The following is a 14,090-nucleotide window of genomic DNA, read 5'->3' as shown; positions in this document are numbered from 1 at the left end:
CATTCTACCTGCGGGGCAGGGCATGTAAACCGGCACCTCCAACGCACTTGCAGCTAGAATAGCCGGACATATTTTCCAGGAGGTGGCCGATGCAGGCTCTCGACGCTTTGCTCAACCGTGTTTCCGTTCCACGACTGCTCGAACCGGCACCCACTGCAACGCAGCGCGAAGTGCTGTTTTCTGCCGCGATGCGTGCGCCGGACCACGGCCATTTGCAGCCTTGGCGCTTCCTGACAGTCGAAGGTGCGGCGCGCGAGCAAATGGGCGAGTTGCTGGCCGAAGCGGCGAAGCTGCAAGACAGCGAGGTGTCCGAGGCGGCGCTGGACAAGGCGCGTAGCGGTCCATTGCGCGCGCCCCTGGTGGTTGTGGTGATCGCGCGGTTGCAGGACCACGTCAAATACCCGAAATCCGAGCAACTGCTGGCGGCGGGATGCGCGGCTCACGGGATTCTGCTGGCTGCTTACGCGCAAGGCATAGGCGCGGTGTGGCGTACCGGTGAACTGGCCTATTCGGCGCATGTGGCCCAAGGGTTGGGGCTTGCGGAAGGGGAAGAGGTGATTGCGTTTCTTTATCTGGGCACACCGCAGAAAGAACCACGCTTGGCGGAGAAGGTTGACCTGGCCGAATTCGTCAGCGCCTGGCCCTCTAAACCTTAAGATCAAATGCTTCGCGGGCAAGTCGGATCGCCGCATCGCTCGCTCCTACAGGGTTTATGCCGATCACAATACTGTGGCACGACACATAAACCTGTAAGAGCGAGCGATGCGGCGATCCGACTTGCCCGCGAAGCTTTTAAGGTTGGACGACAGCTCCCGGCACCAGGGGTAATTCAAGGCTGGCAATGAACCCGCCCTGCGGGTGATTGGCCAGCACCAGACTACCGCCATGCCGCTCTGCCGCGCGTCGCGCAATGGCCAATCCCAAACCATGCCCGGCCGCCGTTTGCCCTGGCGCCCGATAGAACGGCTCCCCCAACTGGCTCAAATGTGCAGCCTCTACACCCGGTCCATGGTCACGCACGCTAACCACAATTCGCTCACCCTGACGCACCGCCTGCATTTCAATTGATTGCCCTTGCGGGTTGAACCGCTGGGCATTGCGCAGCAAGTTGTCCACGGCGCGCTCGATCATCGTCGGCCAGCCCTTGAGGTTCAGCTGCGGTTCGGCGTCGAGGCGTAAGTTCTGCTCCGGTGAGCTCAATTGCGCATCCTTTTGCAGCGTATTGAGCAACGCGTTCAGATCCACGTCTTCAGCGCTGGCGTTGTCGGCATCGACCCGCGCCAGCACCAGGATTTCGCTGATCAGCGCTTCGAGTCGATCGCACTCACGGGTCAAGCGTGGCGCGAGTTTTTCCCGTTCTTCGGGGGTGGCACGTTCGGCCAGTGCCAAGGCAATGCGCAGTCGGGCCAGCGGTGAACGCAGTTCATGGGACACATCCCGCAGCAACTGCCGCTGACTGCCGATCAGACTTTGCAGGCGCGCACCCATGCGGTTGAAGTCGTTGGCCAGCACGCCAAACTCATCGCGTCGGTTGGCCAGTTTTACCAGGCTGTTTTGTTGGTAGGTGGTTTGTCCGAGGTCATGCACCGCGCCGCGCAAACGGTTGAGTGGGCGAGTAATGGACAACGTCACGAACAGACTGAACAAGGTCAGCACCACCAGCGCGATACCCAGCGCACTCAACGGCCACAGCAGGCTTTCGCGGTGCCACGCGTCCAGCTCCGGGTGGCGAATGCGGTAGATCAGCAGGTAGGTGTCGCCGGTATTTGCGCTGGTGTATTCATCGGTCAGACGACGCCACGGCAGGCGGCGATCGTCGTTGTTCTGCCGCGCGTCGAAGGCCGCCGCACGCCGGGGGAAGGTGCCGCGTACCACCGGATCGCCGCTTTCGTTGAGCACCTGAACGTCGATGTGATACTGGCGCTTGCGCTGTTCCAGAATGTCCTGGGCTGCTTCCTCACCCTGGGCTTCGTAGGTTTGCGTCCATTGTTCGGCCAGGGTGTTGAGGCCCGGGTGGCGACTGAGAATCCACGCGTCCTGGTTGAGCATGTGCCCCAGCAGAATGGAAAGCCCTGCAACCAGAGCGATGGCCAGCCAGAAGCTGGCCAGGATACGCCAGAACAATGAGCGCACGGAAAATCCTCAAACAAAGAAAGCCCATGTGGGAGCGGGCTTGCTCGCGAAAGCGTCGGCACATTCAGCATCAACGTGTCTGAAGGGACGTCTTCGCGAGCAAGCCCGCTCCCACATTAGGCTGAGTGGCATCAGCCCAACGGTGGCTAACCGCTGGGCCCGTGATTAACGCATTATTGCGCTTTTTGCGGTTGTTGCGCTTTCCACGCCTTGAACTCGGCCCATTCGGCGCGGCGCTCAGCCTTCTTCTTCTGGATCTCGTCGAATTTCTTCTGTTGATCCGGTTTCAGCAGGCCACGGACATCGGCTTCAGCTTTTTTGTGGTTGGCGGCCATTTCGTCTTTCATGGCTTTCTGGTCAGCCGGCGAGAGTTTCTCTAGGTACTTCTCGACCACTTGCTTACGCTCATGCATCTGCTCGCCCATGATCTTGCGGATCTGCTCGCGCTGTTCGCGGCTCAGGTCCAGCTGGCTGTACGGGCCTTTACCGTGCATGCCGTGCATCTGACCGCCGTGGCGCGAGCCATCCATCGGACCACCCATCGGGCCGGCACCTTCAGGCATGGCCATGGCAACGGTCGGCAGGGCGGCAGCGAACATCAGAGCGATAAGAGTCTTGCGCATGGTGAATCTCCTTGTCTCGTTCCCGGTACGTTCCGGATGTGTGCAGATTACGGAGATCAAGGTCAGCGGCGGTCAGCGGAGCGTAAAGCTTGGGTAAAGACGATTTCTCGCTGACCTGACAAAACTTACAGGCTGTAGTAATAGCCACGGCTGCGCAGGGCCACGATGCGCGGGCGGCCGTCGGTGTGCGGGCCGATCTTTTTGCGCAAGTTGCTGACGTGCATGTCCAGGCTGCGGTCGTACAGGGTCAGCTTGCGGCCGAGGGCGATTTGCGCCAGTTCCTGTTTGTCCAGCGGCTCGCCGGGTTGCTTGAGCAGGGCTTCAAGCAGACGGCTTTCGGAGACGGTGAGGGTAAATTCCTGTTCATCGATGCTGACCACGCCGCGCACCGGGCTGAAGCACAGGTCGCCCAGTTCGAGCTGACTGGACACCGCCGCCGGATGACTGCGGCGCAACACGGCGCGCAGACGGGCTGTCAGTTCCCGTGGGTCGCATGGCTTGGCCAGGTAATCGTCGGCGCCGAGTTCCAGGCCGAGGATGCGGTCCAGCGGCTCGCCACGCGCAGAAAGCATCAGCACCGGCAGGTCGGGATGGTCGCTGCGCAATTGCTTGAGCAGTTCCAGACCGCTGCCGTCCGGCAGCATTACGTCCAGCACCACGGCGGCGGGGGAGGTTTCGGCCAGCGCACGGCGAGCACTCTGGCCGTCGTGACAGGCACGGACCTGAAAGCCTTCCTGGCTCAGCCAACTGCTCAGGAGCTCGCACAGCTCCTGGTCATCATCAATTAATAACAGCTCGCTCATCACTCACTCAATTTAGCCATTGCCGACGTTTTCTGGTGGCACCACTGGCGAAGATACCGCAGAGCAGGGCCAATAGCGCAACTCCACCACCGATTACGAACCATTGCTGCTGATCAGTCAGCAGGCGTGGCAGCGGGTTGCTGGCCTGGGCTTCCTTGAGTTGCAGCTTGAGGCGCTGATTCTCTTGGCGCAACCGGCTCAGCTGAGCGCTTTCGCGTTCGCTATCGGTATTTTGCAGTTGTTTGCTCAGTTCTTCTCGTTGCTGCTCACTTGCCTTCAAGCGCTGCTGCAACTCGGTGATCTGGCTGCCGGCGCTCAGCGACAGCGGCGTCGAACTGCCGCCCTCGGCGCTTTCTTCACCGTGGGCAGGGGTCACCATCGACAACGTCACCAACATCAGACACAACGGACCTTTGCGCATCGCCACTCCTGATTCCAATACGAGTATTGGGCAGGTTGTCGGCCGCTGAACGAGAATAATGAGCGTTGAGAGCGCGATGAACCGACAAGGTTCACCGCGCCGGGGAGATTTACGGCAGGACTTGCTTGAACGGCTTGACCGAAACGTTGGCGTAGACGCCGGCGGCGATGTACGGGTCCGCATCGGCCCAGGCCTGGGCGGCGCTCAGGGAATCGAACTCGGCGACGATCAGGCTGCCGGTGAAACCCGCCGCGCCCGGATCATTACTGTCGACCGCCGGGTGCGGGCCGGCCAGTACGATACGGCCTTCGCCCTTGAGCACTTGCAGGCGCTCAAGGTGGGCAGGCCGTGCGGCCAGGCGGGCTTCCAGGGAGTTGGCGACGTCTGTGGCAATGATTGCGTAAAGCATGTCAGTCCTCGGTTTTTGGCGTGGTGGTATCGGCGTCATGCAGGTGGCGGGACAGGTAAATGCCTTGGGCGACCAGGAACAGCAACGTCATGCCCAGGCTGCCGAAGACTTTGAAGTCGACCCAGTAGCTCTGGAACGTGAACGCGACAAACAGGTTGGCGGCACCGCAAAACAGGAAAAAGCCGATCCAGGCGATGTTCAGGCGCGTCCAGACCTGGTCCGGCAGGGTCAGCGCGTGGCCCATGATGCGCTTGATCAGCAGTTGGTCGCCGATGAAGTGGCTGCCAATGAATGCGAGGGCGAACAGCCAGTTGACCACCGGCGCTTTCCACTTCAGAAAGGTCTCGCTGTGGAACGCCAGGGTCAGGCTACCGAAGACCAGGCAGGCGATGAGGGTCAGCCACTGGCTCTTCTCCAGCTTGCGCTGCTTGATGAACAGCGCGCCGTAAACCACCAGGGAACTGACGATCAGCATCGCGGTGGCGCTGTAAATACCGCCTACAGTCAGTTGATGACCGCCGATGTCGACGACCCGTGGATCAATTTTGAAAACGATGAAAAACAGCAGGAGCGGGATGAAATCGATGAATTGTTTCACAGTGGCAGCCAGAAGCAGGATGTGGCGGCATAATAACAAACATATGGGCGCGCGATAGCGCCAGCTGATTTGAGGTAACACATCCCCGTGAATGTTGATTTGCACTGCCATAGCACCGCCTCCGATGGCGCTCTCGCGCCTGCAGTTCTGGTTGCGCGTGCATTCGAGAAAGGCGTGCGAGTCCTGGCCTTGACCGATCACGACACCCTCGAGGGCCTCGATGAGGCCCGCAATACGGCGACGGCGCTGGGGATGCAACTGGTCAATGGCGTCGAATTGTCCTGCACCTGGGGCGGCGCGACCATTCATGTGCTCGGCTACGGATTTGATGTAAATGCTGCACCGTTGGTCGAGGCAATCGCCAAATTGCACGATGGCCGCTGGTTACGGTCCGAAGAAATAAGTCGCAAGCTCGCGTTGAAAGGCATGCCCGGCGCGCTGGAAGGTGCCCGGGCGATTCAGCAGGAGCTGGGTGACAGCGGCAATGCGCCGGCCCGTCCGCACTTCGCCGACTGGATGGTGCGTGAAGGTTTCGTAAAGGATCGCGCCGAAGCGTTCCGTAAATGGCTGGGCGCCGGCAAGCTGGGCGACGTCAAGCAGCACTGGCCGACCCTGGAAGACACGGTCGAAACCCTTCGAGCCGCGAAGGCCTGGGTCAGCCTGGCGCATCCGTGGCACTACGATTTCACTCGCAGCAAGCGTCGTCGCCTGATTTCTGACTATATTCAAGCCGGGGGCCACGCAATTGAAGTGGTCAATGGCCATCAGCCCGCCGAGCAAGTGGGCAGCCTGGCGATTCTCGCCCGCGAGTTCGGTCTGCTGGTCAGCGCCGGCAGTGATTTTCATGGCCCTGGAGGCTGGTCCGAGATCGGGGAATACCGCCCGCTACCGGAGGATCTGCCACCACTGTGGTGTCGATTCAAACATGACCCAATTATTGCCGCCGTCTGAACAGGTAGAGAATGTGAGTCAATTTTTCCAGATTCATCCGGAAAACCCGCAAGTGCGCCTGATCAAACAGGCTGTCGAGATCATCCGCAACGGCGGGGTGGTGATTTATCCCACAGACTCGTCTTACGCCATTGGTTGCCAGATAGGTGACAAGAATGCCGTGGATCGCGTGCGCCGTTTGCGCGGGCTGGATGACAAGCACAACTTCGCCCTGATCTGCAGCGACCTCTCGCAACTGGGGCTGTTCGCCAAAATCGACACCGGCACCTTCCGCCTGCTTAAAGCTCACCTGCCGGGGCCTTACACTTTCATTCTCAACGCCACCCGCGAAGTCCCGCGGCTGTTGTTGCACCCGAAAAAACGCACCATCGGCCTGCGGGTGCCGAGCCATCCGATTGCCCTGGCGCTGCTGGAGGAACTCGGTGAACCGCTGATGAGCGTGACGCTGATCATGCCTGGCGACACCGATCCGATGACCGATCCTTACGAAATGCGTCAATTGCTTGAGCATCAGGTCGAACTGATCATCGACGGCGGTTTCGGCGGGATCAAGGCATCCACCGTGATCAACCTCGCCGACGGCGAACCGGAAGTGATCCGTGTCGGTTGCGGCGACCCTACGCCGTTCATGGCCGAGGCGTAGATGTCTGCAGTAGAACCCGTTGTCGACAGTCAGGCCGGCGCCCAGCAAGAGCTGCCCTTCGCCATGGTCTATGGCCAGGCAGTCATGGAAATGCCGCTGGACCTGTACATCCCGCCGGATGCACTCGAGGTGTTTCTCGAAGCCTTTGAAGGCCCCCTCGACTTGCTGCTGTACCTGATCCGTAAACAGAACATCAACATCCTCGACATCCCCGTGGCGGAAATCACCCGCCAGTACATGGGGTATGTCGAATTGATGCAGTCGGTGCGCCTGGAGCTGGCCGCCGAGTACCTGGTGATGGCCGCGATGCTGGCCGAGATCAAATCGCGGATGCTGTTGCCGCGTGCCGAAACCATCGAAGACGAAGAAGACGACCCGCGCGCCGAGCTGATCCGCCGCTTGCAGGAGTACGAACGCTTCAAGGCTGCCGCCGAAGGCATTGATGGCCTGAGCCGGGTAGGTCGCGATGTGGTGGTGCCCAAGCTCGACGCCCCGGAAGCCCGGGCGCGCAAGCTGTTGCCGGACGTGAGCCTGGAAGAGTTGCTGATGTCCATGGCAGAGGTCTTGCGCCGTGGCGACATGTTCGAAAGCCACCAGGTCAGCCGCGAGGCGCTGTCCACCCGCGAACGCATGAGTGATGTACTGGAACGGCTCAAGGGCGGCGGTTTCGTGCCCTTTGTCGAGCTGTTCACCGCTGAAGAAGGACGTCTGGGGGTGGTGGTGACCTTTATGGCGATCCTCGAACTGGTCAAGGAATCTTTGGTCGAGCTGGTGCAGAATGAGCCGTTCGCGGCGATCCACGTGCGAGCCCGAGCCGAATAACGAGTTGAATCATGAACCTGACTGAACCCCGCGAGCTGGCGCCACTGCTTGAAGCCTTTCTGTTGGCCTCGGGAAAACCGCAATCGCTTGAACGCCTGTTCGAACTCTTCGAAGAGGGCGAGCGGCCGGAACCGCCGGTTTTCAAGAAAGCCCTGACGATTCTCGCCAAGTCCTGCGACGGCCGCGCCTTCGAGCTGAAGGAAGTGGCCTCCGGGTATCGCCTGCAGATCCGCGAAAAGTTCTCGCCGTGGGTTGGCCGTTTGTGGGAAGAACGCCCGCAGCGTTACTCCCGCGCGATGCTCGAAACCATGGCCTTGATCGCCTATCGCCAGCCGATCACCCGGGGCGAGATCGAAGACGTGCGGGGCGTGGCGGTCAACACGCACATCGTCAAAACCTTGCTGGAACGCGAGTGGATCCGCATCGTCGGTTACCGCGATGTGCCCGGCAAACCGGCGATGTTCGCCACCACCAAAGCGTTTCTCGATCACTTCAACCTGAAGAATCTCGACGATTTGCCGCCGCTGGCGGAGCTGCGAGAGATGGAGCCGGATCCGCTACTCGACTTCGACGACGCACCGGTGCCGGCCGGTTTGCAAGAACTGGCGGATGCCAGCGCCGAGCCGGAGGAGCCGAAGGAAGAAACCAGTTTCCATACGCTGTTGCTGGAACTGGACACCATGGAGGAGGGGATCAAGACCGACTTCGACGACATATTGCGTGATGGCGAGGTGACCGAGACCGAAGAGGTTCTGGAGACGCCGGAGCCTGCAATCGAAGTTGAACTTCAGGTCGAGCCCGAAGCGACAGTCGAAGAAGGGCTGGAAGAAGAGCTAGAAGAGCCGGAAGAAGAGCTTGAGGATGATGTGCTTGGCGTCGCCGAAGCGCGCGAGAAACTCCTGGCTGCTGTCGCCGCTCTAGAGCAGCCAAAACCCGAGCCCGAATTGAGCGACGAAGAAGCTGAAGCCCGGGCCCTGGCCGAAGCAATCGAGGCCGAACGCCGCGAGTTCGACGATTGACGCCAACCCTGAGAACAATAGAGATCCCTGTGGGAGCGGGCTTGCTCGCGAATGCGGTGGGTCAGGCAACAAAGATGTCGACTGACCCACCGCATTCGCGAGCAAGCCCGCTCCCACAGGTTATTGGTATTGGCTGGAGTATTTGATGAGCTCAACCAAAGACCCCTGCATCAGCATCTGCAAATTCACCGACGACATCTGCCTCGGCTGCGGTCGCAGCAAGCGCGAGATCAAGTCCTGGAAGAAACTCGACAAGACCGACAAACGCACCGTCCTGGCCGAAGCCTCGCTGCGGTTGATCAAACTCGGCGGTGCCGTTCGGCGAAAAAGCAAATAAGCAGGCAATCATCAGCTAGTCTCTGATGCGCAAACGCTCCCATGAGCGTATGATTCGCGACCCTTCGGCGATCCCTACGCCAAGTGAACAGATTTACATCGCTTCAGGGCGCTCAATTCAGGGCCGCCTGAACAGACCACACCGGGAGGTGCCCAGATGAGTATCAACGACCAGAAAGACGACCAGGAAATCGGCCCAGCAGGCGAGAAACTGCAGAAAGTCCTCGCCCGTATCGGCGTCGGCTCGCGCCGTGACGTGGAAGCCTGGATCAGCCACGGCCGCATCAAGGTCAATGGCAAAGACGCCACCCTCGGGCAGCGCGTCGACATGCACGACGCCATCACCATTGATGGCAAGGTGATCAAGCGCGAAGAAGCCGCCGAGTCGGTACGCCGCGTGATCATGTACAACAAGCCAGACGGCGAAATCTGCACCCGCCTTGATCCGGAAGGCCGTCCGACCGTTTTCGACAAGATGCCGCGCCCGAAAGAAGGTCGCTGGATCAACATCGGTCGTCTGGACATCAACACCACCGGCCTGCTGATGTTCACCACCGACGGTGAGCTGGCCAACCGCCTGATGCACCCTTCCTACGAAATGGATCGTGAATACGCGGTACGTGTGCGTGGCGAAGTCGATGACGAAATGATCGAGCGTCTGAAAGCAGGCGTCGTCCTCGAAGACGGCCCGGCCAAGTTCACCGACATCAAGCAAGCGCCGGGTGGCGAAGGTTTCAACCACTGGTATCACTGCGTGGTGATGGAAGGTCGCAACCGCGAAGTTCGTCGTCTGTGGGAATCCCAGGGCCTGGTGGTCAGCCGTCTGAAGCGCGTGCGTTTCGGTCCGGTGTTCCTCAACTCCGACCTGCCGATGGGCCGCTGGCGCGAAATGAGCCAGTACGAAGTCGACATTCTGAGTGCTGAAGTTGGCCTGACGCCTGTGGCCATGCCGCAGATGAACGCCAAGAGCAAAGACAAGCTTGACCGCATGCAGCGTAAATCGTCGCGTCCGATGGGCAAGACCGAGCGCGTGCGTTCGTTGCGTCCAGCCATCGGCAACCAGACCGCTGCTACTCCACGTAATACTCGTGAACCGCATATCGAAGGCGAGCGTCCAGCCCGCAAACCAGCAGCACCTCGTGCTGACGGCGAGCGCGGTCCACGCACGCCACGTCCGGCCAACGGTCGCACCGAGCGCGGCGAAGGCCGTGGTGCTCCGTCCGGTGGTCGTAGCGATCGCGGTGCTCCAGCTGGTCGTGGTGAGTCTCGTGGTGATTCGAGCCGCGGTACGCCAGTGGCAGACCGTCCTTCCGACACCAAGCGCCCGGCCAAGGCACCGGCGAAGAAGCGTCCAGGCATCGTTCTGGTCGACAAGGATGCACCGTCGGGCAAGCGCCGTGGTGCGCCAGCCGGTTCGGGCCAGCGTCCGGGCTTTGGTCGTCGCAAGCCTGAGTAATCGGTAAGCGCCGCATAAAAAACGCCAACCTTCGGGTTGGCGTTTTTTTTGGTCTGGCTGATCGTTCCCACGCTCTGCGTGGGAATGCCTCTAGGGACGCTCCGCGTTCCAATGGGACGCAGAGCGTCCCGGGCTGCATTCCCACGCGGAGCGTGGGAACGATCAGTCAGAAGACAAACCGCCCATCAAACACCGGCTCATCATCCAGCGCCAACACGCCGCTGGAGAAGATCAGGTCCAGATGATGGCTGCCTTTGGCTCCCCCACCCAACCCCAGGTGCAGCCCGCAATGGCGCTCCTCAAACCCGGCATTGCGCGCATACAGCGCCTTCACGCCTTCGTTGGTGCCAATCCCCAGTTCTTCGATGCGTCGATTCGACGGATTGGCCTCCAGGTACTTGTTGAAGTCATGTTCCAGTCCCGGCACATCGGTGGCGATCTTGCGGATGGTCGAGTTCTCGATCCACAACTCCAGCGGTGACTCCAGCACCCCGTACTTGCGGGCAAACGGAATGGTGCTGAGAAAAGTCCCCATGAACTTCACCTGGCCGTTTATCGCTTCGCTGTGCGTGGCAATTTCACCGGGCGCCAGGTCAAAGTTGCCGACACCGTTGATGTCGGTCCACTTCTTGATGCTATGCATCGGCGCTTCGAACCACGAGCCGTGATCATCTTTGAAACTTAACGTCGTGGCATGGGACATGCGCTGGATCAAGTGGCTGTTGAGCCCCGCTATACGCTGCGGCGTGACACTGAAGGTGTCGTAGAAGTAATCGCCGTAATCCTTGAACAGCAGCGACTTCTTCCAGTTCTCAGCCATTACGCCTTGCAGCGCACGGACAAACTCCGGGCCATCGGGGCGTGGATTGGGCAGGGTGGAAGAGTCGTAAAAGAAAATGTACAGATCGCTGTCGGCTATCGCCCGGGCCAGCCTTTCGGCAGGTTCGAGGTCCAGGCGCATGGCGCTGAATCGGAATGGCTGGCTGTCACCGGCCTGTTCGGCGATGGTGCCGGTCAGTGCCTCGTAATCAGCGGTGTGGCCGAGCAAAACCTTCGCCGGGTTGATGCCGGCAAGGGCAGGGTGGTGTTCGAGGTAGTAAAGGAAATGCGAAATGGCGCGTTGCTTATCCATGTAGTCCTCCCTGACAAACCGAGAAAAAGTGGCAGGCACAACCGGCCGGATCATGCCTGCCGGGGTGTCTTACAAAGGCCACATCGCCGTGCCGAACGGAACGACCGCATCGGCTTGCATCATTTTAACGGCGGCTTCATGGGTCGGTGCTTCAAACCAATCGTCCAGTTGCAGTTCAGTGTCCAAGTCTTTTTCAAGTGCTTGCATTGTGAATCTCCTAGAGACTTTTTCGGTAAGTACAGCGGCGCGTTTTTCAGTCATTGAATAACGAGCCGACTTGCCGGTCGATGCGTTTCGGCAAGTCGCTGAAAACCTAGTCCACAGGTTTTTAAATTGCAAAAAAATAATCAAATTAGATTTATTTGAACTTTTTATTCTGTTTTTTGATGAAGGATTTATCGAGAAAAAACAGAAAACTAAGTCGACCTTTTCCGTAGGAAGATTCCTACCGTCAATTTGCAGTCGTCCTACAGATTGATCTGATTTGGAAAATATGCGTTACAGCTTGTAAAGAAAAGCTGACGGAATCGCCCCGCAAAGCCCTTGGGTTGACGTTTGCGGAAGGGGTGTAAGGAAAACCTGCCGAAAGCACGCTAGTCACCAATCCTGCAGGCGCTCTGGCCCGCTTGTTTCAGCGACGCGGGAAGGGTGAGATGCGGTCCATGCCTGTCGTGCAGGTGCATAACAAGAAGGAGGCGCAATGAACGCCGTGACCCAGTTCCACTTCTCCCCGAGAGGCGATTTTTCCGTCGTCCCCGTCGAAGACCCGCAAAGGTCTGACCCTATTTTTGCAGCCGCCCGAGACCCTCGGGGTGGACACAGGCAATCCCGGCAAACGACACGCTGATCCAGCGGTGTCTGGCAGCAGGGGGTTACAGGTGTACAATGCGCCGCGTTTTAACTGTGACCTCCTGCGCATCTGCGCAAACCTCAAGGCTATCCGCCTTGTTCACTCCGCCGCGCCACAAGCGTGTCGGGTTCGATTTCGTCACAGATAAAAACAAACAGGTGACGCATGACCGTTGTAAAAACGCTGAACTCCTTTTGCCTTCGCTGGGGTTTGATCGGCGCTGCTTGAAATCGCAACTGAGCAGCATCGTCTAACGAACATCATCAAACCTTGCGTGAGACCCTTTTCATGAGTGGACAAAACTCGCATTCAGGCGAGCTGAAACGCGGCCTGAAAAATCGCCATATTCAACTGATCGCCCTCGGTGGCGCGATTGGCACCGGGCTGTTCCTGGGCTCGGCCGGCGTACTGAAATCCGCCGGCCCGTCGATGATCCTCGGCTACGCCATCTGCGGCTTCATTGCGTTCATGATCATGCGCCAGCTCGGCGAAATGATCGTCGAAGAGCCGGTTGCCGGTTCCTTCAGCCACTTCGCCCACAAATACTGGGGCGGTTTCGCCGGCTTCCTGTCGGGCTGGAACTGCTGGATCCTGTACATCCTGGTGGGCATGTCGGAGCTGACCGCGGTCGGCAAATACATCCACTACTGGGCGCCTGATATTCCGACCTGGGTCTCGGCCGCCGGGTTCTTCGTCCTGATCAATTTGATCAACCTGGCCAACGTCAAAGTCTTTGGCGAGGCGGAGTTCTGGTTCGCGATCATCAAGGTCGTGGCGATCGTCGGCATGATCGCGCTCGGCAGCTACCTGCTGGTCAGCGGCCATGGCGGCCCGCAAGCCTCGGTGACCAACCTGTGGGCCCACGGCGGCTTCTTCCCGAATGGCGTCAGCGGTCTGGTAATGGCCATGGCCATCATCATGTTCTCCTTCGGCGGCCTGGAAATGCTCGGTTTCACCGCAGCAGAAGCCGACAAACCGAAAACCGTGATCCCGAAAGCCATCAACCAGGTGATCTACCGGATCCTGATTTTCTACATCGGCGCACTGGTCATTCTGCTGTCGCTGACGCCGTGGGACAGCCTGTTGGCGACCCTTAACGCGTCGGGTGATTCCTACAGCGGCAGCCCGTTCGTGCAAGTGTTCTCGATGCTTGGCAGCAACACCGCCGCGCACATCCTCAACTTCGTGGTCCTGACCGCGGCGCTGTCGGTGTACAACAGCGGTACCTACTGCAATAGCCGTATGCTGCTGGGCATGGCCGAGCAGGGCGATGCGCCGAAAGCCCTGGCGAAGATCGACAAGCGCGGCGTGCCGGTGCGCTCGATCCTCGCGTCGGCGGCGGTGACGTTGATTGCGGTGTTGCTGAACTACCTGATCCCGCAGAACGCGCTGGAACTGCTGATGTCGCTGGTGGTTGCCACCCTGGTGATCAACTGGGCGATGATCAGCTTCTCGCACTTCAAGTTCCGCCAGCACATGGACAAAACCAAACAGACGCCGCTGTTCAAGGCCCTGTGGTACCCGTACGGGAACTACATCTGCCTGGCGTTCGTGGTGTTCATCCTCGGCGTGATGCTGTTGATCCCGGGCATCCAGATCTCGGTGTATGCGATTCCGGTGTGGGTTGCGTTCATGTGGGTTTGCTACGGCATCAAGAACAAGCGCAGTGCTCAGCATGCGTTGCAGGCGGCAAACGCGAAGTAAGCGCAGTATGCAGAAACAACAAACCCGGCCAAATGTGCCGGGTTTTTTGTGATCGACGCAAAACCTGTAGATACTCTGTTCACGGTCAAGCTTTCGCGAGATGTTTTTCGCTAAAAAGCTTGGCCGTATTAAATTCTTCTCCAGAACGCATGCATGCCCATAACCCGGTCAGGTATTTACGCATCACTGC

Annotated in this window: 16 protein-coding genes; 8 read left to right on the top strand and 8 right to left on the bottom strand. The window is 59.4% G+C overall.

The features are described from left to right. Window positions 1–89 precede the first annotated feature (89 nt). Entirely contained in the window at window positions 90–656 is a 567-nt protein-coding gene (locus EYC95_RS24000) for a nitroreductase family protein (RefSeq protein ID WP_131062528.1), read from the top strand. Between the two features lie 136 nt (window positions 657–792). On the opposite strand, the gene EYC95_RS23995 is transcribed toward EYC95_RS24000, so the two are convergent. The 6 genes from EYC95_RS23995 to EYC95_RS23970 form a co-directional block, all read right to left on the bottom strand. After that, a complete protein-coding gene (locus EYC95_RS23995) occupies window positions 793–2,133 on the bottom strand; it encodes a HAMP domain-containing sensor histidine kinase (RefSeq protein WP_131062527.1) in 1,341 nt (446 codons plus the stop codon). A gap of 173 nt (window positions 2,134–2,306) precedes the next feature. Then, the gene (locus EYC95_RS23990; RefSeq protein ID WP_131062526.1) at window positions 2,307–2,756 is read right to left on the bottom strand and encodes a Spy/CpxP family protein refolding chaperone; all 450 of its coding nucleotides are present in this window, start codon (window positions 2,754–2,756) and stop codon (window positions 2,307–2,309) included. Window positions 2,757–2,881: 125 nt separating this feature from the next. Next, the gene (locus EYC95_RS23985) at window positions 2,882–3,559 is read right to left on the bottom strand and encodes a response regulator transcription factor (protein WP_131062525.1); all 678 of its coding nucleotides are present in this window, start codon (window positions 3,557–3,559) and stop codon (window positions 2,882–2,884) included. A 7-nt stretch (window positions 3,560–3,566) separates the two neighbouring features. Further along, window positions 3,567–3,980, bottom strand: coding sequence for a translation initiation factor 2 (locus EYC95_RS23980; RefSeq protein ID WP_131062524.1), 414 nt, complete (start codon window positions 3,978–3,980; stop codon window positions 3,567–3,569). 109 nt (window positions 3,981–4,089) lie between these two features. Further along, window positions 4,090–4,389, bottom strand: a complete 300-nt coding sequence (locus tag EYC95_RS23975) for a YciI family protein (protein WP_008156126.1) — start codon at window positions 4,387–4,389, stop codon at window positions 4,090–4,092. A gap of 1 nt (window position 4,390) precedes the next feature. Then, window positions 4,391–4,987 (bottom strand): septation protein A, encoded by a 597-nt coding sequence (locus EYC95_RS23970; RefSeq protein ID WP_131062523.1) that lies wholly within the window; start codon window positions 4,985–4,987, stop codon window positions 4,391–4,393. An 87-nt stretch (window positions 4,988–5,074) separates the two neighbouring features. Here EYC95_RS23970 and EYC95_RS23965 point away from each other — a divergent pair, with 87 nt between their 5' ends. The 6 genes from EYC95_RS23965 to rluB all read left to right on the top strand — a co-directional run bounded on the left by EYC95_RS23965 (window position 5,075) and on the right by rluB (window position 10,214). Beyond that, window positions 5,075–5,938 (top strand): PHP domain-containing protein, encoded by an 864-nt coding sequence (locus tag EYC95_RS23965; RefSeq protein WP_131062522.1) that lies wholly within the window; start codon window positions 5,075–5,077, stop codon window positions 5,936–5,938. 13 nt (window positions 5,939–5,951) lie between these two features. Continuing rightward, complete coding sequence (locus EYC95_RS23960) at window positions 5,952–6,581, top strand: L-threonylcarbamoyladenylate synthase (RefSeq protein WP_131062521.1); 630 nt, start codon at window positions 5,952–5,954, stop codon at window positions 6,579–6,581. Beyond that, the gene (locus EYC95_RS23955; protein WP_017337140.1) at window positions 6,582–7,403 is read left to right on the top strand and encodes a ScpA family protein; all 822 of its coding nucleotides are present in this window, start codon (window positions 6,582–6,584) and stop codon (window positions 7,401–7,403) included. Between the two features lie 11 nt (window positions 7,404–7,414). Further along, a complete protein-coding gene (gene scpB / locus EYC95_RS23950; protein WP_131062520.1) occupies window positions 7,415–8,422 on the top strand; it encodes an SMC-Scp complex subunit ScpB in 1,008 nt (335 codons plus the stop codon). Between the two features lie 145 nt (window positions 8,423–8,567). Next, complete coding sequence (locus EYC95_RS23940; RefSeq protein ID WP_131062519.1) at window positions 8,568–8,759, top strand: DUF1289 domain-containing protein; 192 nt, start codon at window positions 8,568–8,570, stop codon at window positions 8,757–8,759. Window positions 8,760–8,915: 156 nt separating this feature from the next. Next, window positions 8,916–10,214, top strand: coding sequence for a 23S rRNA pseudouridine(2605) synthase RluB (gene rluB / locus EYC95_RS23935; protein ID WP_131062518.1), 1,299 nt, complete (start codon window positions 8,916–8,918; stop codon window positions 10,212–10,214). Window positions 10,215–10,380: 166 nt separating this feature from the next. Here rluB and EYC95_RS23930 read toward each other — a convergent pair whose 3' ends face one another. Both EYC95_RS23930 and EYC95_RS30230 read right to left on the bottom strand, forming a co-directional pair. Continuing rightward, entirely contained in the window at window positions 10,381–11,346 is a 966-nt protein-coding gene (locus EYC95_RS23930) for a leucyl aminopeptidase (protein WP_131062517.1), read from the bottom strand. 69 nt (window positions 11,347–11,415) lie between these two features. Further along, complete coding sequence (locus EYC95_RS30230) at window positions 11,416–11,553, bottom strand: hypothetical protein (protein ID WP_165557501.1); 138 nt, start codon at window positions 11,551–11,553, stop codon at window positions 11,416–11,418. Between the two features lie 931 nt (window positions 11,554–12,484). On the opposite strand from EYC95_RS30230, the gene EYC95_RS23920 reads away from it, so the two are divergent. Further along, entirely contained in the window at window positions 12,485–13,900 is a 1,416-nt protein-coding gene (locus EYC95_RS23920) for an amino acid permease (RefSeq protein ID WP_131062515.1), read from the top strand. Window positions 13,901–14,090: the final 190 nt, after the last annotated feature.

Source organism: Pseudomonas sp. BGI-2 (genome assembly GCF_004310295.1).
Lineage (GTDB): Bacteria > Pseudomonadota > Gammaproteobacteria > Pseudomonadales > Pseudomonadaceae > Aquipseudomonas.
Note: the sequence above shows the minus strand (reverse complement) of the source record. Positions and strands in the feature narration are given on the sequence as shown.